The sequence below is a fragment of the Hyphomonas sp. BRH_c22 genome, from assembly GCF_000961795.1.
GTDB lineage: Bacteria > Pseudomonadota > Alphaproteobacteria > Caulobacterales > Hyphomonadaceae > Hyphomonas.
Map to the genome: position 1 here is coordinate 22,170 of NZ_LADU01000092.1, position 19,404 is coordinate 41,573.

At 59.0% G+C, this 19,404-nt stretch carries 16 protein-coding genes; 2 read left to right on the forward strand and 14 right to left on the reverse strand.

What is annotated here, in order from left to right; all coding sequences use genetic code 11:
• Nucleotides 1–55: 55 nt before the first annotated feature.
• From lpdA to VR74_RS12815, 11 genes are all read right to left on the reverse strand, one after another.
• A complete protein-coding gene (lpdA, locus tag VR74_RS12765; RefSeq protein WP_045697364.1) occupies nucleotides 56–1,477 on the reverse strand; it encodes a dihydrolipoyl dehydrogenase in 1,422 nt (473 codons plus the stop codon).
• A 2-nt stretch (nucleotides 1,478–1,479) separates the two neighbouring features.
• Nucleotides 1,480–2,091, reverse strand: coding sequence for a hypothetical protein (locus VR74_RS12770; RefSeq protein WP_299950425.1), 612 nt, complete (start codon nucleotides 2,089–2,091; stop codon nucleotides 1,480–1,482).
• Nucleotides 2,092–2,125: 34 nt separating this feature from the next.
• Nucleotides 2,126–3,484, reverse strand: a complete 1,359-nt coding sequence (locus VR74_RS12775) for a pyruvate dehydrogenase complex dihydrolipoamide acetyltransferase (RefSeq protein WP_045697366.1) — start codon at nucleotides 3,482–3,484, stop codon at nucleotides 2,126–2,128.
• 4 nt (nucleotides 3,485–3,488) lie between these two features.
• The gene (locus tag VR74_RS12780; RefSeq protein ID WP_045697368.1) at nucleotides 3,489–4,904 is read right to left on the reverse strand and encodes a pyruvate dehydrogenase complex E1 component subunit beta; all 1,416 of its coding nucleotides are present in this window, start codon (nucleotides 4,902–4,904) and stop codon (nucleotides 3,489–3,491) included.
• On the reverse strand, nucleotides 4,905–5,918 hold the full coding sequence (gene pdhA / locus VR74_RS12785) for a pyruvate dehydrogenase (acetyl-transferring) E1 component subunit alpha (protein WP_045697369.1): 1,014 nt from the start codon (nucleotides 5,916–5,918) through the stop codon (nucleotides 4,905–4,907).
• A gap of 67 nt (nucleotides 5,919–5,985) precedes the next feature.
• Nucleotides 5,986–6,285, reverse strand: coding sequence for a septum formation initiator family protein (locus tag VR74_RS12790; protein ID WP_045697371.1), 300 nt, complete (start codon nucleotides 6,283–6,285; stop codon nucleotides 5,986–5,988).
• 42 nt (nucleotides 6,286–6,327) lie between these two features.
• Nucleotides 6,328–7,608, reverse strand: a complete 1,281-nt coding sequence (gene eno, locus VR74_RS12795) for a phosphopyruvate hydratase (protein WP_045697373.1) — start codon at nucleotides 7,606–7,608, stop codon at nucleotides 6,328–6,330.
• Between the two features lie 113 nt (nucleotides 7,609–7,721).
• Nucleotides 7,722–7,907: a 50S ribosomal protein L32 gene (rpmF, locus tag VR74_RS12800; protein ID WP_045697375.1), complete on the reverse strand. Its 186-nt coding sequence runs from the start codon at nucleotides 7,905–7,907 to the stop codon at nucleotides 7,722–7,724.
• A gap of 121 nt (nucleotides 7,908–8,028) precedes the next feature.
• A complete protein-coding gene (locus tag VR74_RS12805; RefSeq protein WP_299950502.1) occupies nucleotides 8,029–9,237 on the reverse strand; it encodes a dipeptidase in 1,209 nt (402 codons plus the stop codon).
• A gap of 277 nt (nucleotides 9,238–9,514) precedes the next feature.
• Nucleotides 9,515–10,210 (reverse strand): histidine phosphatase family protein, encoded by a 696-nt coding sequence (locus VR74_RS12810; protein WP_299950428.1) that lies wholly within the window; start codon nucleotides 10,208–10,210, stop codon nucleotides 9,515–9,517.
• A gap of 44 nt (nucleotides 10,211–10,254) precedes the next feature.
• Entirely contained in the window at nucleotides 10,255–11,352 is a 1,098-nt protein-coding gene (locus tag VR74_RS12815) for a CaiB/BaiF CoA-transferase family protein (RefSeq protein WP_045697378.1), read from the reverse strand.
• A 114-nt stretch (nucleotides 11,353–11,466) separates the two neighbouring features.
• Here VR74_RS12815 and VR74_RS12820 point away from each other — a divergent pair, with 114 nt between their 5' ends.
• Nucleotides 11,467–12,720 (forward strand): hypothetical protein, encoded by a 1,254-nt coding sequence (locus VR74_RS12820; RefSeq protein WP_045697380.1) that lies wholly within the window; start codon nucleotides 11,467–11,469, stop codon nucleotides 12,718–12,720.
• On the opposite strand, the gene mfd is transcribed toward VR74_RS12820, so the two are convergent.
• Entirely contained in the window at nucleotides 12,717–16,178 is a 3,462-nt protein-coding gene (mfd, locus tag VR74_RS12825) for a transcription-repair coupling factor (RefSeq protein WP_045697381.1), read from the reverse strand. The two genes, VR74_RS12820 and mfd, sit on opposite strands and share 4 nt — an antisense overlap.
• A 42-nt stretch (nucleotides 16,179–16,220) precedes the next feature.
• Complete coding sequence (locus tag VR74_RS12830; RefSeq protein ID WP_299950430.1) at nucleotides 16,221–16,523, reverse strand: succinate dehydrogenase assembly factor 2; 303 nt, start codon at nucleotides 16,521–16,523, stop codon at nucleotides 16,221–16,223.
• A gap of 58 nt (nucleotides 16,524–16,581) precedes the next feature.
• Here VR74_RS12830 and recG point away from each other — a divergent pair, with 58 nt between their 5' ends.
• Nucleotides 16,582–18,654 carry an ATP-dependent DNA helicase RecG gene (gene recG, locus VR74_RS12835; RefSeq protein WP_045697383.1) on the forward strand — a complete coding sequence of 691 codons (2,073 nt, stop codon included), beginning with the start codon at nucleotides 16,582–16,584 and terminating at the stop codon, nucleotides 18,652–18,654.
• 2 nt (nucleotides 18,655–18,656) lie between these two features.
• Here the strand turns inward: recG and VR74_RS12840 are convergent, their stop codons facing one another.
• Entirely contained in the window at nucleotides 18,657–19,385 is a 729-nt protein-coding gene (locus VR74_RS12840) for a DUF502 domain-containing protein (RefSeq protein ID WP_045697385.1), read from the reverse strand.
• Nucleotides 19,386–19,404 lie beyond the last annotated feature (19 nt).

The following is a 19,404-nucleotide window of genomic DNA, read 5'->3' on the forward strand; positions in this document are numbered from 1 at the left end:
ATGAGCGGGCATCATCATGCGTACCAGCCCACAGTGTGCCGGGGCAAGTGCCGGGTCAGATGTGCAAGGCCCTGCCGTCAGCGTCGAGCACGGCTTCATGCATGGTTTCCGAGATCGTCGGATGCGCGAAGATGGTGTGGGCGAGGTCCACGTCGGTGAGCTCACCCTGCCGGGCGATGACATAGCCCTGGATCAGTTCAGTCACTTCCGCGCCGATCATGTGCGCGCCAAGCAATTCGCCGGTCTTCTTGTCGAACACGGTTTTGACCATGCCATTGGTTTCGCCAAGGGCGATGGCCTTGCCGTTACCGATGAAGGGGAAACGGCCGACCTTGATGTCGTAACCCTTTTCCTTCGCAGCGGCTTCGGTGAGGCCGACACTGGCGACCTGGGGGTGTGAATAGGTGCACCCGGGGACGTTGGAGGCGTCGAACGGCTCGGCGTGATTCTTGCCCTTGCCGGCGATGGCTTCGACGCAAATGACGCCTTCATGGCTGGCCTTGTGGGCAAGCCATGGCGGGCCGGTGAGGTCTCCAATGGCATAAAGGCCGGGCACCCCGGTCTTGCCGAAGCCGTCGACTATGACGTGGGTCTTCTCGACCTTCACGCCGAGGGTTTCGAGGCCCAGATTTTCGACATTGCCGACAATGCCGACAGCCAGAATTGCGCGGTCGAATTCCTGCGACTCCTTCTTGCCGTCTTTGCTGGTGATATTGGCGGTGACCGTGTTCTTGCCCGCTTTCAGGTTTTCGACTTTGGCGCCGGTGATGATGTTGAGGCCCTGCTTCTTGAAATCCTTTTCCGCCATGGCGGAGATTTCGGCGTCCTCGACGGGCAGGATACGCGGCAGGACTTCTGCGACCGTCACGTCAGCGCCTAGCTCGTTGTAGAAGCTGGCAAATTCGATGCCGATGGCTCCGGACCCAATGACGAGGAGGCGCTTGGGCATGACGTCCGGCGTCATGGCTTCACGATAGGTCCAGATCAGCTTGCCATCGGCGACGAGGCCAGCCTGCGGGATGTCGCGGGCGCGGGCGCCGGTGGCAAGCATGACGTGCTTGGCCTGGAGGGTGGTGTCCTTGCCATCCTTGCCCTTGACGATGACCTTCGGCGCAGGTGTGCCTTTTTCGAGGCGGGCCGTGCCTTCGATGACGTCGATCTTGTTCTTCTTCATCAGGAACTTGACGCCGCCCGACAGCTGGCTCGCCACATCGCGCGAGCGCTTTACGACCGCATCGAGATCAACCTCGACCTTGTCGATCCTGAGGCCGAAATCCTTGGCGTGTTTGGCGAGGTGCATGACTTCGGCCGAGCGCAGCAGCGCCTTTGTCGGGATGCAGCCCCAGTTGAGGCAGACGCCGCCCAAGGCCTCGCGTTCGACGATGGCGGTTTTCAGGCCAAGCTGGCTGGCGCGGATAGCAGAAACGTAGCCGCCGGGACCGGAACCTATAACGATAAGGTCGTATTGGGTGGACATGCTTATAATCCTGTTCTCGAGACGACAATCGCGATGAGTTGACCCAGAACCGCACCAATGGCCAGCAGTGCGGAGATCGCACCAAGCCGCTCAAGGAGACCTGCCGATCTCCAGATATGCCAGATGGGGCGGCGCGTCTTCCGGACTTTCTCCGCAAATTTCAACAGCTGGTCCACAAGCAAATCTTTACTCGACCCGTCGGTGCGAATGGGATGCACGTACCAGTCATTCCCGCGATCGAGCAATGCATCCTCCCATACGTGCTGCTCCCGAAATACAAGAAGAGGCAGCTTCCACGCATGAGCAAATGCAGCTTCAACCTGATTCCATGTGGTGGGCATGGCAACATTCTTGAGAATGCTCTCCTCACGATGATCAAGATCAGCGCCGCGTCGCTCGACCAATTCACTCACATGATATCGCTCTAGTGCCAACACGATTACGCCCTCGGCCTTTCTCATTGTCGAGTTGATATTGTCGAATGGCCTTACCGACGACGAGTCGGCAGTAAGAGGTTTGAGGCCGGCGGACATCATCAGAGATCGGAAGTTGTCGATGAAAGCTTCCTGAGCTTTAGTACTTGGGCTCCCGACACTCAGAAAAATCTTGCTCATCACCCCTCCTCCCAAAAGCTATTGATCTTACCCGCTAAAGCAGCATTGCCTCCGGCGTCTCGACGTAGCGCTTGAAGGCCTGCAGCCATTTGGCGCCCTCTGCCCCTCCGATGACGCGGTGGTCACAGGTGAGGGTGATGCTCATCACAGTGGCGACGGCAAGGTCGCCCTTGGCGTTGACGACCGGGCGCTTCTCCCCTGCCCCGACGGACAGGATCATGCCTTCGGGTGGGTTGATTATCGAAGCGAAATTCCGGATGCCGAACATGCCGAGATTGGAGATGGAGAATGTGCCTCCGGAATATTCCTGCGGCTTCAGCTTGCGTTCGCGGGCGCGGGCGGCGAGATCCTTCATCTCTTCGGAAATCTCGGCGAGCCCCTTGGTTTCGGCATGGAAAATGACCGGCGTGATGAGCCCGCCATCAATCGCGACGGCAACCGAGACGTTTGCATGCTTGTGATATGCGATGCCCTTGTCCGTGTACGATGCGTTGCAGTCTGGCTCGTCCATCAGGGCCATGGCGCTGGCCTTGATGAGCAGGTCATTGACCGAGACCTTGATACCGTCCGGCGCGGCGGCATTGATGGCCGCGCGGCTCGCCAAGAGATGATCGAGCTCAAGGTCAATCGTCAGCGGGAAGTGCGGCACCTGCATGAAGCTGGTGGTCAGGCGCTTGGCGACGACCTTGCGCATGCCGTCGAGCGGCTCCAGCGTGTAGCTGTCAGGCGCATAGACGCGATCGTCGAGGATTTGCGGCAGGATAAGACCATCCAGCGCGGGCGCTCCCTTGCCGGCCGATTGAGCGGCGGCGCCCGGCTTGGCATTTTCCACATCGCGCTTGATGATACGTCCGCGCGGTCCGGTGCCTTTGAGGGCCTTGAGTTCGATGCCCTTCATGTCCGCGATGCGGCGGGCAAGCGGGCTCGCCTTGATCCGGCCATCTGATGTGTTGGCGCTTGGAAGCGGCGTGGAAGCGAGTTTTTCAGCCTTGGGCGCAGCTTCGGACTTTGCAGGCGCGTCAGATTTCGGCTCCGGCTTCGCAGACTTGGGCTCAGTTGCCGCCTCCGCCTTCTTGTCCTGGCTGCCCGAGGCCCCGGCTTTCTCTGGAGAAGCTGACTCTTTGGGCGCCTTGATCGAGGATGCGTCTTCGCCCTCTTCTGCGAGAACGGCGATAACGGCGTTGACCTTCACGCCTTCTGTGCCTTCCGAAACCAGAATTTTCGCAATCGTGCCTTCGTCGGCGGCCTCGACTTCCATCGTGGCCTTGTCGGTTTCAATCTCGGCGATGATGTCACCAGACGAGACGGTGTCGCCTTCCTTGACGAGCCATTTGGCGAGCGTGCCTTCTTCCATCGTGGGAGAAAGCGCAGGCATGGTGATGTTGATACTCATGGCGCTACTCCTGGTCCACGTAGCAGACCTTGCGGGCTGCTGCGACGATGTCGGCAACGCCGGGAAGGCTCATGGCCTCGAGGTTGGCAGCGTATGGGAGAGGAACATCTTTCTGATGGACGCGGGCCGGTGGTGCGTCGAGATAATCGAAAGCCTCCGCCACGACTGATGCGGCGATTTCCGCGCCGACGCCCATATAGCGCCAGCCTTCCTCACATGTGACGAGACGATTGGTTTTCTTCACGCTTTCAATCACGGTCGCGGTATCAAGCGGGCGGATGGAACGCAGGTCAATAACCTCGGCGTCGATCCCCTGCTCTGCCAGTTCCTCGGCAGCCTGGAGCGCGAAGCCGACCATGCGCGAATAGGCCACCAGCGTGACATCCGAGCCAGCGCGTTTCACGGCAGCCTTGCCGATGGGAAGGACGTAGTCATCCAGGTCCGGCACAGGGAAGCTGGTACCATAAACGAGTTCGTGCTCGAGGAAGACAACCGGGTTCGGATCGCGAATTGCCGCCTTCAGCAGTGCCTTTGCATCGGCGGCATCGTAGGGAGCGACAACCTTGAGGCCCGGTATGGCGCCGTACCAGGCGGCATAGTCCTGGCTGTGCTGTGCACCGACACGGCTGGCGGCACCGTTGGGTCCACGGAACACAATGGGACAACCCATCTGCCCGCCTGACATATAGAGCGTCTTGGCGGCTGAGTTGATGATGTGGTCGATGGCCTGCATGGCAAAGTTGAACGTCATGAACTCAACGATGGGCCGCAGGCCGCCAAATGCAGCTCCGACGCCGAGACCGGCGAAGCCATGCTCCGTAATCGGCGTATCGACGACGCGGCGCGCGCCGAATTCCTGGAGAAGTTCGCGCGTGACCTTGTAGGCGCCCTGGTATTCGGCGACTTCCTCGCCCATGACGAAGACGGTTTCGTCGCGGCGCATTTCTTCGGCCATCGCATCGCGCAGGGCATCGCGCACAGTCGTTTCGGTAAATGTCGTGCCTTCGGGAATGGAAGGATCGGAGAGGACCGCTGCGGCTGGGGCGTCGTTCGGTTCTGGCGTTTCGGATTCTGCTTCGGGTGATGGTTCCTGCGAATCGGCAGGCGCACTTTTCGACGTTTCGGCTGCTGGAGCGGCTGATCCGTTCGTCGATGGCTTGACGCTGCCTGCGTCTTCGCCGTCTTCTGCCAGAACGGCGATGATGGCGTTCACCTTCACGCCTTCGGTGCCTTCAGCAACGAGGATCTTGGCCAGAATGCCTTCATCGACGGCTTCGACTTCCATCGTTGCCTTGTCCGTCTCGATCTCGGCGATGATGTCGCCGGACGAGATGGCATCACCCTCCTTCTTGAGCCATTTGGAGAGGGTGCCCTCTTCCATTGTCGGTGAAAGCGCGGGCATGAGAATATCAACGGACATCTAGACAGACTCCACTTCGCGCAGGACATCGGTCCAGAGTTCGGATGCATCGGGCTCCGGGCTTTCAAGTGAGAAGTCAGCCGCCTCCTTCACGATGGCCTTGATCTCCTTGTCGATGTTTTTCAAGTCGTCTTCCGTCGCGTGTCCGGCGTCAAGCAGCTGCCCTTTCAGCCCGTCGATTGGGTCATGATGCGTGCGGATATCATCGACTTCCTCGCGCTTGCGATACTTGGCGGGGTCGGACATCGAGTGACCGCGGTAGCGATAGGTCTTCATTTCAAGGATGTAGGGACCCTTGCCCGAGCGCGCATATTTGACCGCCTTTTCACCGGCTTCCCGGACCGCCAGGACATCCATGCCGTCAACGGCTTCGCCTTCGATTTCAAAACTGATCCCGCGTTTGAATAGTTCCACTTCAGCAGACGCACGGGCCACGCTCGTACCCATTGCATACTGGTTGTTTTCGATCACGTAGACGACGGGCAAGTCCCAGAGGGAGGCCATGTTGAAGGCTTCATACACTTGTCCCTGGTTGGCTGCCCCATCGCCGAAATAGGCGAGACAGACATTGTCGTTGCCCTTGTACTTGTTCGCGAAGGCGAGGCCCGTACCGAGCGGTACTTGCGCACCGACGATGCCGTGACCGCCGAAGAAATTCTTCTCACGGCTGAACATGTGCATGGAGCCGCCCTTGCCCTTGGACAGGCCACCACTGCGTCCGGTCAATTCGGCCATGACGCCTTTCGGATCGAGCCCGCAGGCGAGCATGTGCCCGTGGTCGCGATAACCGGTGATAACCTGGTCGCCGTCCTTCAGGCAGGCCTGCATGCCGGTAACGACCGCTTCCTGTCCGATGTAGAGATGGCAGAAGCCAGCAATCTTGCCCATACCGTAGAGTTGGCCGGCCTTTTCTTCAAAGCGCCGGATCAGCAGCATCGCCCGATAGTATTCGAGCATGTCTGCTTTGGTTGCTTTCGAAGGTGCCTTTTTGGCACTCTTTGGTTTTGTCGCCATTAGATACTCCATCCCTTACCCGTTTTATGTATGCGCGTTTCCGCGGCGACAAGTCAGAACATCTATGTCAATTTGCAATGCTGCGGTCTGACGCCATCAAAACGATTTCATTCTGATATACGAAGGCCAGCTTATCACGCGCCAATGCCTCGACGAAATCAGGGTCAACCGATCCCGGGGTCAGCCTTCGGATATCCGTTTGCAGGCGGGAAATATCCGCTTCCAATTGCCCAAGAACGGCTCTGCGGTCTTCCAGTTCCAACTGCGCATCAGACCAGCGGCCAAGCCCCTTCTCCCCCGCAAACGCGTGGTAGGCGAAGTAAAGCACAAGCAAGCTGAGCCCGAGGGCTTCGAGGCGGGATACCATGGTGCGAATCTGTAGCGGCGATTGGTTAACCGCCGGTTTGCACTATTCGGCGTTGATACGTGACCGGCCAGCGTAGATTCCGATCGGCCCGAGTTCTTCCTCGATACGAATCAGCTGGTTGTATTTGGCAATCCGGTCGGAGCGGGAAAGCGAACCGGTTTTGATCTGTCCACAATTCGTGGCGACGGCCAGATCCGCAATCGTCGAATCCTCGGTTTCACCTGACCGGTGCGACATGACGGCGGTATAGGCATGGAGGTGTGCGAGCTCGACCGCGTCGAGCGTCTCGGACAGGGTGCCGATCTGGTTGACCTTGATGAGGATCGAGTTGGCCGCCCCCTTCTGGAGCCCCGTGGAAAGGCGTTCCGGATTCGTGACGAAGAGATCGTCACCGACAAGCTGGATCCGGTCGCCGATCATTTCGGTCAGGGCGACCCAGCCATCCCAGTCGTCTTCAGCCATGCCGTCTTCAATGGACACGATGGGGTAGCGTCCGCAAAGGTCAGCGAGATACTTGGCAAACTCTTCCGAGCCGAGAATCCTGCTCTCGCCAGCAAGGTTGTACTTGCCGTCCTTGTAGAACTCGGTCGACGCGGCATCGAGCGCCAGGGCGATGTCTTCGCCGGGGGCGTAGCCCGCCTTCTCGATGGCTTTCATGATAAAGCCGATGGCTTCGTCGGTGGAGCCGATATTCGGAGCGAAGCCACCTTCGTCACCGACATTGGTGTTGTGGCCCGCGTCGCTGAGTGTCTTCTTCAGTGCGTGGAAGACTTCGGCGCCCATGCGTACGGAATCAGCAAGGCTTTCCGCGCTGACCGGCATGATCATGAATTCCTGAATGTCGATCGGGTTGTCAGCGTGTGCGCCGCCATTGATGATATTCATCATCGGCGTCGGCAGGACGCGCGCATTGGCGCCGCCAATGTAGCGGTAAAGGGGCATGGCAGCGCTTTCGGCAGCAGCCTTTGCAACAGCGAGAGACACGCCCAGAATGGCATTGGCGCCCAGGCGTGACTTGTTTTCCGTACCGTCCAGATCGATCATCATCATGTCGATCAGGCGCTGGTCGGAAGCATCAAGTCCTTCAAGTTCGTTGGCGATTTCGCCGTTCACGGCGTCAACGGCCTTCAGGACACCCTTGCCGCCATAACGCGATTTGTCGCCGTCACGCTGTTCATGTGCTTCATAGGCGCCAGTTGATGCGCCGGATGGCACAGCCGCGCGGCCCATGGAACCGTCTTCGAGGGTAACGTCGACTTCCACGGTCGGGTTGCCCCGGCTGTCGAGAATTTCGCGTGCGTGAATATCGATGATCTCGCTCATGGCCGTCCTGTGCCCCTCATATGTTTTTCAGCGTCAGATGTAAAAAGCGCCCCCTGCCGGATGGCGGGAGGCGCTGGAAGCCATAGTCTTGTGCGCGCAAATGCGCAACCTGACTAGATGTCGTCCTTGGGTTCAAGAACCTGCCGACCGCGATACATGCCGGTTTTCAGGTCGATGTGGTGTGGACGACGAAGCTCGCCGGACTGGGCGTCTTCGATATAGGTGTTGGAATCAAGCCGATCATGCGAGCGGCGCATGCCGCGACGGGACTTGGAGATCTTGCTCTTTGGAACTGCCATGACAGGTATCCGGATTAATGCGCATTTCAGCGAGTGAATTGGAACGGGCCTCTTACAGACGCCCAACAGGCTTTGCAAGGTCTGAACATCACCAAACCCTCGAATTGTGCATTCCCCTGCTCTATTCGGCAGACGGGCCCTGTTTGGCCGCTTCGGCCTGCTCCATCAGGCGCAGCATATTCCCGCTCCAGAATTTCTGGATTTCAGCTTCGGTGTACCCTTCAGCGAGCAGGCGCTCGGTCACTTTGGGCAGGAAAGACACGTCTTCCATGCCTTCGACGCCGCCACCGCCATCCCAGTCTGCGCCCATGCCGACATGGTCGGGACCGACTATCTCAAGCGCGTGCAAAAGGTGCTCAATGAATTTTTCGAATGTCGAACGTGGCGCTGGAAAGGCCGCATCAACCTCTTCCCTGCGGGCAAAATACCGCTCGCGAGTTTCGTCATCCGCCGTCAGCGGCGATATGCCATCAAACTCCACCTCGAGTGCATCCAGCGCAGCTTGCCGCTCTGGTGTGGGTTCAAGCGGCTCAAGATAACCGCCATAGGCATTGATCTGGATGACGCCGCCATCGTCCGCAATCTTGCGCATCAGCGCATCATCGATGTTTCGCGGATGGTCATAGACTGCCTTTACGCCCGTATGAGACAGGATGAGCGGTGTCGCAGACAGGGCAATCATGTCGTCGACCGTCGAATCGGCAGCGTGGGACCCGTCGAGGATCATGCCGAGCCGGTTCGCCTCTTTGATGAGTTCTTCACCCAGCGGGCTGAGGCCGCCATGGTCACTTGCGGAAAAGTCTGTCGCACTGTCGGCAAACTGGTTGTCCCGGAAATGGACCGGGCCGATCATGCGTAAACCCTTATCGTAGAACACCTCGACCAGCGATAGATCGGTACCGATGGGATAAGAGTTTTCCATGGATTGATAGACAATGCGCTTGCCGGCAGCCGCGATTCGGCCAGCGTCGGCGCTTGTATATGCCATCTCAAATGAATCGGGATTGGCAGCAACCATTGCCTGTATCTCGTCGCCGCGCGTGAGTGCCGCCTGCTTCGCAGCCTCATAGGATTCCGCGTCCAGAGGGCCTTGCGGGGTGAAGATGACCCAGAATCCGCCATCCAGCCCGCCACGCTGCATTTTGGGCAGATCCACCTGAACGCTTCCGAGCACGCTCGGATTGTCGGCCAGAATGTCAAAATCAGCCTTCGAAAAGTTTGCGGGCGTATCGAGATGGGTATCCATCACCAGAAGGCGGTCATGAAGGTCCGCTGCTGACTCTGGTGCGGGCGCTGCTTCCGGTTGGGGAGCTTCTGGTGAACAGGCCACCGCAGTCAGAACCAGTATGCTCGTCAGTGCAATTCTCAATTGTCAGCCCTCGCCGTTGGATGTGTCCGGGCGACCTTATCGCGGAATGGGGGCGGCGCAAGAAAATGGCCGCCCAAAAGGGCGGCCAAGGTAAAGCAAGAAGGACGTCAGCACTTTGTCCTGGCAAAATGCCTAAAAACGCGGCGCCGACAGAGAGGTTAATAGAGAATCCTACCTGAACCGATCCCTGTCCCATTGTTATGTTCTGTTCACCTGAGAGGCGAGTTTGCCGAATCGCCTACTCGCTAGCGTTCGGACGCGTGAAAATAGCCTCCAGACTTCTGAGGTTCATGCCGTTCTTCAGATAGTTTGCTGGCGTTAGATTGACCGCCTTGATCACACCCCGCTCAATGCGCGTGCCCTGCCCGCTTTCGGCAGGTACCATATCAAAATCGATGATGTTGATGCAGCCTGTATCCTGCTCAAAACCCGCACTTGCCCCAAGCGGCGCCCCGACAACCGATGCCAGAACCATCCGGTTCACAACCTCATGCGCCACCACCAGCGCTGTAGCCCAGCCGGGGCGCAACAACAGATCGCTCAGCCCGCTCTGAATTCGCGCCAGTGCGTCCGAAAACTTTTCACCGCCCTCCAGAAAGCTGGCGTCCGGCTCGCCGGCCTGTTCGAACATGAACGTCATGGTGGCGGCCAGATGCGCAGCCGAATGAAAGTCGATGTACCGGCCTGATCGCACTTCTTCGAGACGGCGCTCTTCCTCAAGCACGGGTGCATCAGGGTGCTCGGCAAGGACGATTTCTGCGGTTTGCCGTGTGCGCGCGAGGCCAGAACAGATCGCCAGGTCGAAGTGAACTTCCGATAGCGCGACACCGGCCGCACGAGCCTCGTCTTCCCCTTGTTGCGTCAGCACGGCTATGGACGGATCCCGCGCCTTGCGCACCGCTTCAGAGGTGTAGTCCACGAAGCCGTGGCGCATCAGGTAGATACGCCGCCGGCCCGTGGTGCCCGGCAAGGCACTCATCAGCGGCTGACTTGCCAGTCGCGCAGGATCTCATCGGTATGCTCGCCAATACCCGCAGGCCGACGTTGGATCTCTGGTGGGGTTTCAGAAAAGCGTGGTGCAGGAGCAGGCTGGATGACACCTTCCACTTCAACGAACGTCTTTCGTTCCGCATTGTGCGGGTGGCCTGGCGCCTCAGCCATCGACAGGACTGGCGCGAAGCAGATGTCGGTCCCTTCCATGACGGCGCACCATTCATCACGCGTTTTCGTCTTGAACAGGGCGATGAGCTTGTCTTTCAGAGAACCCCATTTGGACCGGTCCATCTGGGACTTGAACTCAGGATCCGTGATCCCGGCCTTCTCGAGCAGCAAGGCATAGAACTGCGGCTCGATGGATCCGATCGATACCCATTTCCCATCACTACATTCATACGTATCGTAGAAGTGCGCACCGCCATCGAGCAGGTTGGATTCCCTGTCATCGGTCCACACTCCCATGGCCTTCATGCCGAAGAACATGGTGGACAGCGATGCTGCCCCATCTGTCATGGCAACGTCGATGACCTGGCCCTTGCCACCATTCTTCACGTTGATAATACCGGCCAACAGGCCCATTGCGAGGTAGAGTGCGCCGCCGCCATAGTCACCCACCAGATTGAGCGGTGGGCTTGGACGCTCTCCCTTGCGCCCCATCGCATGAAGGGCACCCGTCAGGGCGATGTAGTTGAGGTCATGACCCGCCGCCTGCGACAGCGAACCGAACTGTCCCCACCCCGTCATGCGCCCATAGACCAGCTTCGGATTACGCGCGAGGACGGCGTCCGGCCCGAGACCGTTGCGCTCCATCACGCCAGGACGGAAACCCTCGATCAAGCCGTCTGCTTTCTCGATCAGCTTCATCGCAGTTTCGACATCGGCAGGATCTTTCAGGTTCAGGCTGATCGAACGACGCCCGCGACCCATGACGTCTGCGGCACGGCCCGGCTTGCCATCTCCCGGCCGGTCAATGCGGATGACATCCGCGCCCATGTCGGAGAGCAACATCCCGCAGAAAGGTCCGGGGCCTATCCCTGCGAATTCGACAATTTTGACTCCGTTCAGTGGACCGCTGGCCATGACATTCTCCCTGATTGTGTTGGCCAACTGGCCTGATTAGCGGAACTTTAAGAGCGAACCGGGCAAAAGAAAGGGGTGTCCCAGCGTCGACTGAAGCCGCGGCGAGAGAAATTCATGTCTGATATGTCCTACCTGGACCCACCGATCGAGATTGCCGCAACGGGAGTGCGCCTCAAGATTATTGCTGCGCGGCTTCGCACCGGCGGAATGCGCCCTTACGAGGCGGATGACATGATCGATTTCGGCTCGACCGAACCGCTGCTTGTCGACATTGCAAGTGTGGAGGTGGAAACGCTCGAAAGCTGCCGGGACGCTTGCCTGGCAGGGCTTTCACGCCCTCTGGTCATTCTCGACATTGCGAACACTGGATTGAACTTGTCCGACGCCATCACAATTCGCCGTGACAGGGACATTCCCCTCGTCAAAGGGCGGCTGAACGCAATGGCGAGACGCTTTGCAAGGACGCTTGAATTCGAGATCCGCGCTCAGACGGCCCGACATTTCGGAGCCGGAACGACTGTGCCGAGACAGCAGACCCCAGCCTTGATATTTTTGGGCCAGGGCTCTCCCTTGTTTCTTTCTTTGCAGACCGCTCTGATGGAGCGCGGCGTAACCATCACTTCCGCGCTGACCCGGACTGCGACCCGCGAGTATCTGACCAGCCGTCGATTCACAGCTGCGCTTCTGGACATGACTTCAACCGGGCGCGACACCAACGATCTGGACACATTCACTCCCGGTGAGTGGTTAAACGGCTTGCCTGTTCTGGCCTTGATAGATGGCGACACTCACCTCATGGGCGACGTGCGTTCCATTCTTTCGCAATGCGACGAAATCATTGAATGCCAGGACAGCGAGCCCGGATTTGCAGATCGCGTTGCAGACCTGAGCAAGAAATATTTCGCGGGGAGCCCCCTGCAACCAAGCGCCTCAGCCCCGGCTAGCGCGATTGATCAGTCAACAGGCATATTCTCTCGCCGGTTCCTTGAAGCGCATCTGGAGCGGCAGATGGTTGTTGCGGGCACCCGTTCCGATGCCTTGTCGATCATGACGCTGAAGCTCATTGGAAACCAGCGCACTGACGCGGGCGCATTGGCGTCACTCGCGCGATTGGTACAGAACCTGCTGCGGGAAACTGATTGTCCCGCAGTCGTTGATCCAGGAACGATTGCCGTGTCACTTCCGCTGACGACGTACCGTGGCGGCGTCCAGCTTGCCGAGCGCATTGCGATGACCGTTGCGGACCGGGATCCGCTCTCCGAACTTTTCCTGAGCTGGCGTGTGGTCGAAAAGCGCGCTTTCCATACGGCACAGACATTCCTGGAGGCAGGACTGACCGGCCCCTTTACGCGCCTGGAAGCTGCTTAGGCCGTCACCAGGCCAGACACGGATTCCAGTTCCTTGAGGAATGCCTTAACGGTGACAAGCCGGCGTTCCGGTTCACCTCCGAGTCCGGAATGAACCAACTTTGAATCAGGTCGAAGCTTTAACACATTAGGACGTGTACGGACGAGTTCCATTAATCGCGCCGGATCCATCACGGTGTCCGGGCGAAACGCAAACACGGCCCCCTTTACGCCGGAGTCGAGCTTGGAGATTCCCAGCGCCTTGCACTGTACCTTGATTGCGGTGACCTCGAGGAGCTGCCGCGTCGCTTCAGGCAAGGGCCCAAACCGATCGATCAGTTCGGCAGCAAACGATTCCCTGTCAGGTGCCGTGCTGATCTCGGCAAGCCGGCGATAGAGAGACAGCCGAATCGTCAGGTCCTCGACATAATCTTCGGGGATGAGGACGGCCACGCCGAGATTGATCTGAGGCGACCAGTCGTCAGCAACGTCATCTTCTCCACGGGCGCCCGCCTGAAGTGCCTTCACCGCATCTTCAAGCATGGATTGATAGAGTTCGACACCGACTTCCCGCACCTGTCCCGATTGCTGATCGCCCAGCAGGTTGCCAGAGCCCCGCATATCAAGGTCATGACTTGCGAGCTGGAATCCAGCCCCCAGGCTGTCGAGTGATTGCAGGACTTTCAGGCGCTTCTCGGCCATTTCCGTTATGACCCGGTCGCGCGGCGTCGTGAAATAAGCGTAGGCCCGCAACTTGGAGCGGCCGACGCGGCCCCTAAGCTGGTACAACTGAGCCAGGCCAAACATGTCGGCGCGGTGAATGATGAGCGTGTTGGCGCGGGGAATGTCCAGGCCGCTTTCCACGATCGTCGTGGACAGGAGCACATCATACTTACCGTCATAGAAAGCGGTCATGATGTCTTCCAGTTCGCCCGCCGCCATCTGGCCATGTGCAACGATGAAGGAGACTTCCGGCACCTGAGTCGAGAGGAAGATTTCCAATTTGTCGAGATCCTGAATGCGGGGAGCAACAAAGAAGGCCTGACCGCCGCGATATTTCTCGCGCAACAGGGCCTCTCTCAACGTGACCGTGTCTTCTTCAGTGATATAGGTGCGAACCGACAGGCGGTCGACGGGCGGCGTCGCGATGATCGACAGATCGCGAATTCCCGTGAGCGCCATTTGAAGCGTGCGCGGGATCGGTGTCGCCGAGAGCGTCAAGACGTGCACATCCGCCTTGATCTCCTTCAGGCGTTCCTTGTGCTTAACGCCAAAACGCTGCTCTTCATCGATTATGAGCAGGCCGAGGCGCTTGAAGTCGATTCCCTTGGCGAGCAAAGCATGTGTACCGATGACGACGTCGACACTGCCATCGGTCAAGCCATCGCGGGTTTCGACTGCCTCGCGCTGACCGACCAGCCGGGATAATTGGCGGACTTTCAGCGGCCAGCCGGCAAAACGCTCCGAGAATGTCTTGTAGTGCTGGCGCGCGAGCAGCGTGGTCGGGGCGATCACAGCGACCTGCTTGCCGCTCATCGCCGCCATGAATGCGGCGCGCAGGGCAACTTCGGTTTTGCCGAAACCGACGTCGCCGCAAACGAGTCGGTCCATCGGCCGGCCAGAAGCCAGGTCGCCCAGGACGTCTTCGATTGCATTCAGCTGATCGTCAGTTTCTTCATAGGGGAAGCGTGCCGCAAACTCCTCATACATCCCCTGCCCGGCAGCAAGTGCATCCGCTCGTTTCAAGGCGCGCTCGGCCGCGATTGCCATCAGTTCTGCGGCCATCTCGAGAATGCGCTTCTTGGCCTTGGCTTTGCGCGTCTGCCAACCTGCGCCCCCCAGCCGGTCAAGCTGGCTTTCGGATTCCTCTGAACCATAACGGCTGATCAGGTCGATGTTTTCGACCGGCAGGAAAATCATGTCGCCACCGGCATACTCCAGCTGGAGGCAGTCGTGTGGCGCGCCGGTGAGGTCCAGTGTTTTCAGTCCGATATACCGGCCAACGCCATGATCGACATGAACGACAAGGTCATCGGGTGACAGGGCTGACGCATCAGTGATGAAGCTGGCGGACTTGCGGCGGCGCCTCGGCGCAGCGAGTCGGTCACCCAGTATGTCGGCTTCGGAGATGACTGCGAGGTCGGTCGTTACGAATCCGGATTCCAGTGGGACTTCTACAATCGTGAAATCGGACTTGCGAACAGCTTCAAGAGAATGAACCTGGACCAGGTCCGGCAAGCCGTGATCAGCCATGACGTTGATCAAGCGGTCCGCCGAACCAGCGGACCAGGCCGCAAATGCTACAGGTTTACCCGATGCATAAAGGGCCCGGGCATGCGCAATTGCCGCTTCGAAGATATTTTCGTCAGTGCGCAGCCGCTCTGGTGCGAAATCCCGCCCCAAGCGTGCGCCCATGTCGAACGCTCCACCTGTTGCTTCTGCCGGATTGAAGCGCACAACCGCTCGGGTTGAGAGATACTGGTCGAGTTCATTCGACTCCAGGTAGAGCGATGACGGGGCAAGAACCCGCGCAACGTTGGCATCTCCACCCGCTGCATCGAGTCTGGCGTTGAAATAATCGAGTGCCTGAGCGAGGCGCTCGGCCGCCGATTCGGCCGAAAGGTGACCAAAACCTATAAGCGCATCATCACCGATATAATCGAATAGTGTTTCGAGATGGTCGTGGAAGAGCGCCAGCCATGCCTCAACGCCCTGTCGCCGGATCGATGCGCGTGCAGATTCGTACATCTGATCACCCGATGGTGGTCCGAACGTCGCAAGGTAGCGTTCGCGGAAACCACTGAGGATCGTATCATCAAACAGGATTTCGCTGACGGGCGCGAAGGCGACAGACCTCGCATCGCCTGTCGAGCGCTGACTCTCAGTATCAAATGTGCGCAATGTCTCGAGCGTGTCGCCGAAGAAGTCCAGGCGATAGGGTTCACCGGCCGTGGGCGGGAATATGTCGATAATGCCGCCGCGAATAGCGAACTCGCCCTGTTCGCGCACTGTGCTGGCGCGGACATAGCCGTTGACCGAGAGATACCCGGTCAAATCCTTCTGGCTGACCGTCTGGCCAATCGAGACCGAGAATGACGCGCGACGCAAAGTCGAAACAGGCGGGACCCGCTGAACGAGCGATGTCGCCGTTGTGACCACCAGGAGAGGCCCGTGGGACCGTTCATGGCGCGCAAGACGCGCCAAACCTGCGCAGCGCCTGGCCGCAACACTGGGTGTCGGGCTGACCCGGTCATAGGGAAGCGTGTCCCATCCTGGCAGGTCGACGCTGTCGAGACGCGGTGAAATGAACTGGGCGAGGCGTCTTGCCGTATTCGCACTCTTGTCGTCGCGCGCGATGTAGAGACCAACCCCGCCGCGTGCCTCAAGACCACGGCAAAACGCAATCAGGTCAGCGCCAAAGGGCGCACCGGCAAAGGTGGCCGGGCCGCTCAAGGATTTGAGAAGGTCGACGGGAGTCATCGAAATACAGGCCAGGTTGGTTTCGGAAAACGGCTGACTCGCTCAACCGCCCTGCGCGGGGTAGCGGAAAGCGACCAGCTGGTCCAGCACGGGACCCTTATGATTGTCAGGTACGTCTTCATGCCCGATCAGCCAAGCGTACACTTCCCAATCAGGCACCGACAATATCCGCTCAAACTCATCAAGCTGGGCCTCATCGAACTCACCCAGATATTTGTCTGCGAACGACCCCATATACAGGTCCATCTCGCGAAATCCGCGCCGCCAGGCTCGAAACGTCAATTTGCGGCGCCGCGTTTCCATCATGAACTCCGGATTTGTTTGTGAGACGAGGATATAGGCCACACTTGAGAAGCGTAAACCACGCATTGTGCGCTTTGGTGCGCATGCTTAGAGTCAGTCCATGCGGGACGAGCGACTTTTTCCAATGTTTGCCGGGCTGGATACGCTCACGGGTGTGGGGCCGAAGATGAAGCCCTTGCTTGAGCGGCTCGTCGATGGTGAAACCATATGGGACTTGTTGCTGCACCTGCCTGAACGCTGGGTCGACCGCCGGGTCCGCGCGAGCTTCGACCAGGTTGTTTTCGGAGAAGTCGCCACCGTTCAGGGAGAGGTTCACGCCTATCAAGCGCCCTATTCTGACAAGGCACCCCACCGAATCCAATTGTTTGACGGGACCGGATTCCTCACTCTTGCCTTCTTCCGGGCCGACGGCCGGTGGCTGCAAGGCCAATTCCCGCTTGGTTCGACTCGTATTGTCTCGGGGCGGGTGGAGGACTTCAAGGGTGAGCGCCAGATGACACATCCGGACTATATTGTGGATCCTGCCAAGGGAGACCAACCGCCCGAGGTCGAGCCCATTTACGGCCTCACTGCGGGCCTCACCAACAAAAGGGTCCACAGCCTGGCCGTTCAGGCGCTGAACAGCGTACCGGATGGCTTGCCGGAATGGAGCGATGTGCACCTGGTTGCGCAGAAGGGGTGGGTGGGATTCAAGGATGCCCTCATCGGACTGCATAATCCACCAGTCTATGACGAGACGGCGTTCGACCTGGCACGAGAACGGCTCGCCTATGATGAGGCTCTTGCCCGCGAATCGGCTTTTGCCCTTGCCCGGGCAAGTCGAAAGCGCCGGAATGCGCCGCCCATACCCCAGGCTCAAGTCGCACAATCGCGCCTGGCGCGCAGCCTGCCCTATAGACAGACCGGTGCACAGGTTCGGGCCGTTGCCGAGATCAGCGAGGACATGGCGCGCCAATCGCCCATGCGCCGGATGCTCCAGGGCGATGTGGGGTCAGGCAAGACACTTGTCGGAGCGATGGCCGCCGTACAGGCTGCGGCTGGCGGATTCCAGTCCGCATTCATGGTGCCGACCGAAGTGTTGGCGCGCCAACAGTTCGAGACTTTGGACAGGCTGCTTTCACCTCAAGGCTATGTCGTAGCCTCGTTGACGGGGAGAGACAAAGGAGCCGCCCGAGAAGGGACACTTCTCGGGCTCGCAGACGGGTCGATCCATGTTGTTGCCGGAACGCACGCCCTGTTCCAGGAATCGGTCAGCTTTCGAAATCTCGGCCTCATTATCGTTGACGAGCAGCATCGCTTTGGCGTGCAGGATCGCATGCGGCTGGTGAGCAAGGCCACTTCGCCGCACATGCTTGTGATGAGCGCGACGCCAATACCGAGAACGCTGGCTCAGGCGGTGCATGGCGATCTGGACGTTACGATTCTTGATGAAAAGCCGCAGGGCCGAAAGCCGATCGAGACGCGCGCCCTGCCGGATACGCGGATAGACGAAGTTGTGGACGCCGTGGGCCGCGCTGTAAGGCGTGGGGAGCAGGCCTTCTGGGTGTGCCCCAAGGTTGATGTCGATGACGACGATTCCACCGCAGTCGGTCGGCATGCAGCCCTGGCCGAGCAGCTGGGAGTTCCTGTTGGCCTGGTGCACGGGAGATTGAAACCGACCGAAAAGGACACCGCTCTCGAGGACTTCCGATCAGGCCGAACGAAAATACTGGTGGCGACCACGGTCATCGAAGTTGGCGTCGATGTGCCTGAAGCGACGATCATGGTCATAGAACGCGCGGAAGGCTTTGGGCTGGCCCAGCTGCACCAGTTGCGAGGCAGGGTCGGGCGCGGTGACAAGCCTTCATTCTGCCTGTTGCTGTATCGCCCTCCCCTCGGAGACATGGCACGCGAACGTCTTGAGACCCTGCGACGAACGGAGGACGGCTTCGAGATTGCCGAGGCAGACTTCAAGTTACGAGGGCCGGGCGATATGCTCGGATTGCGTCAGGCCGGCGCCACCGATTATCGCCTGATTGACCTGTCACGTCATGCCGGCTTACTGGCAATCGCCAAGAAGGACGCAACGGCTGCTATCGACGCAGATCCCGAACTGGCTGGCCCACGCGGCCAGGCACTTCGGCTTGTCCGCGAGCTTCTGACACCTCGCGTCCCAACCGGCCATTCGGGCTAGCGTCATTTTCCGGATTGAGATGTCAACGTTTTGGAAGACTTCGACTCAGGCTTGGGCGATGGTGGAAACTCAGGAACAACTAGTCCCGCCGACAGGATCATTTTTGCACCTTCTTCGACGGTCATGCTGAGCCGGATTACCTCACGGGCATCCAGATACATCAGGAAACCCGATGTCGGGTTTGGTGTGGTCGGGACGAAGATGCCAAGGAAATCCGGGCCTAAAGCGGCGCCGATCTCTCCCCTGGCAGGGGATGATACAAATCCGAGGCACCATGTTCCAGGCTTTGGATATTCTACGAGGACTACTTCGCTGAACTGATCCGTATTGTCCTTGGCAAAGACTTCCACCAGTTGCTTGAACGCAGAATAAAGGGAGCGAACGATCGGAACCTGGCCCAGAATGCGGTCGCCAACAGAAATGACAGACCGCCCGATCAAGTTGGTTGCAATGGCGCCCAAGATGGTCAGAAAGACCACGAGAACGATCAGGCCAAATCCCGGAACTGCATATTTGAGGTAGGTTTCAGGGTTCAGCGCGGCCGGAATAAGCGGCACAACGCGCCGGTCGATTTCACTAATAAGGAACTGAAGAATAAGGAAAGTTACCGCGATAGGCGCGGCAATGACCATGCCAGCAAAGAAACGTCCTCTGAGCCAGGCGAACAGGCTTTGAGGATGCGGCTTTTCTGGCGACAAGGGGCCGCCTTCGTGGTCGTTCCGTCGAGCCATCAGGCCCCTCCAATCTTAT

Coding starts and splice junctions, on each gene's coding strand:
- lpdA (WP_045697364.1), bottom strand. CDS start 1,477: ATGTCCACCCAATACGACCTTATCGTTATAGGTTCCGGTCCCGGCGGC.
- VR74_RS12770 (WP_299950425.1), bottom strand. CDS start 2,091: ATGAGCAAGATTTTTCTGAGTGTCGGGAGCCCAAGTACTAAAGCTCAG.
- VR74_RS12775 (WP_045697366.1), bottom strand. CDS start 3,484: ATGAGTATCAACATCACCATGCCTGCGCTTTCTCCCACGATGGAAGAA.
- VR74_RS12780 (WP_045697368.1), bottom strand. CDS start 4,904: ATGTCCGTTGATATTCTCATGCCCGCGCTTTCACCGACAATGGAAGAG.
- pdhA (WP_045697369.1), bottom strand. CDS start 5,918: ATGGCGACAAAACCAAAGAGTGCCAAAAAGGCACCTTCGAAAGCAACC.
- VR74_RS12790 (WP_045697371.1), bottom strand. CDS start 6,285: ATGGTATCCCGCCTCGAAGCCCTCGGGCTCAGCTTGCTTGTGCTTTAC.
- eno (WP_045697373.1), bottom strand. CDS start 7,608: ATGAGCGAGATCATCGATATTCACGCACGCGAAATTCTCGACAGCCGG.
- rpmF (WP_045697375.1), bottom strand. CDS start 7,907: ATGGCAGTTCCAAAGAGCAAGATCTCCAAGTCCCGTCGCGGCATGCGC.
- VR74_RS12810 (WP_299950428.1), bottom strand. CDS start 10,210: ATGCGCCACGGCTTCGTGGACTACACCTCTGAAGCGGTGCGCAAGGCG.
- VR74_RS12815 (WP_045697378.1), bottom strand. CDS start 11,352: ATGGCCAGCGGTCCACTGAACGGAGTCAAAATTGTCGAATTCGCAGGG.
- VR74_RS12820 (WP_045697380.1), top strand. CDS start 11,467: ATGTCTGATATGTCCTACCTGGACCCACCGATCGAGATTGCCGCAACG.
- mfd (WP_045697381.1), bottom strand. CDS start 16,178: ATGACTCCCGTCGACCTTCTCAAATCCTTGAGCGGCCCGGCCACCTTT.
- recG (WP_045697383.1), top strand. CDS start 16,582: ATGCGGGACGAGCGACTTTTTCCAATGTTTGCCGGGCTGGATACGCTC.
- VR74_RS12840 (WP_045697385.1), bottom strand. CDS start 19,385: ATGGCTCGACGGAACGACCACGAAGGCGGCCCCTTGTCGCCAGAAAAG.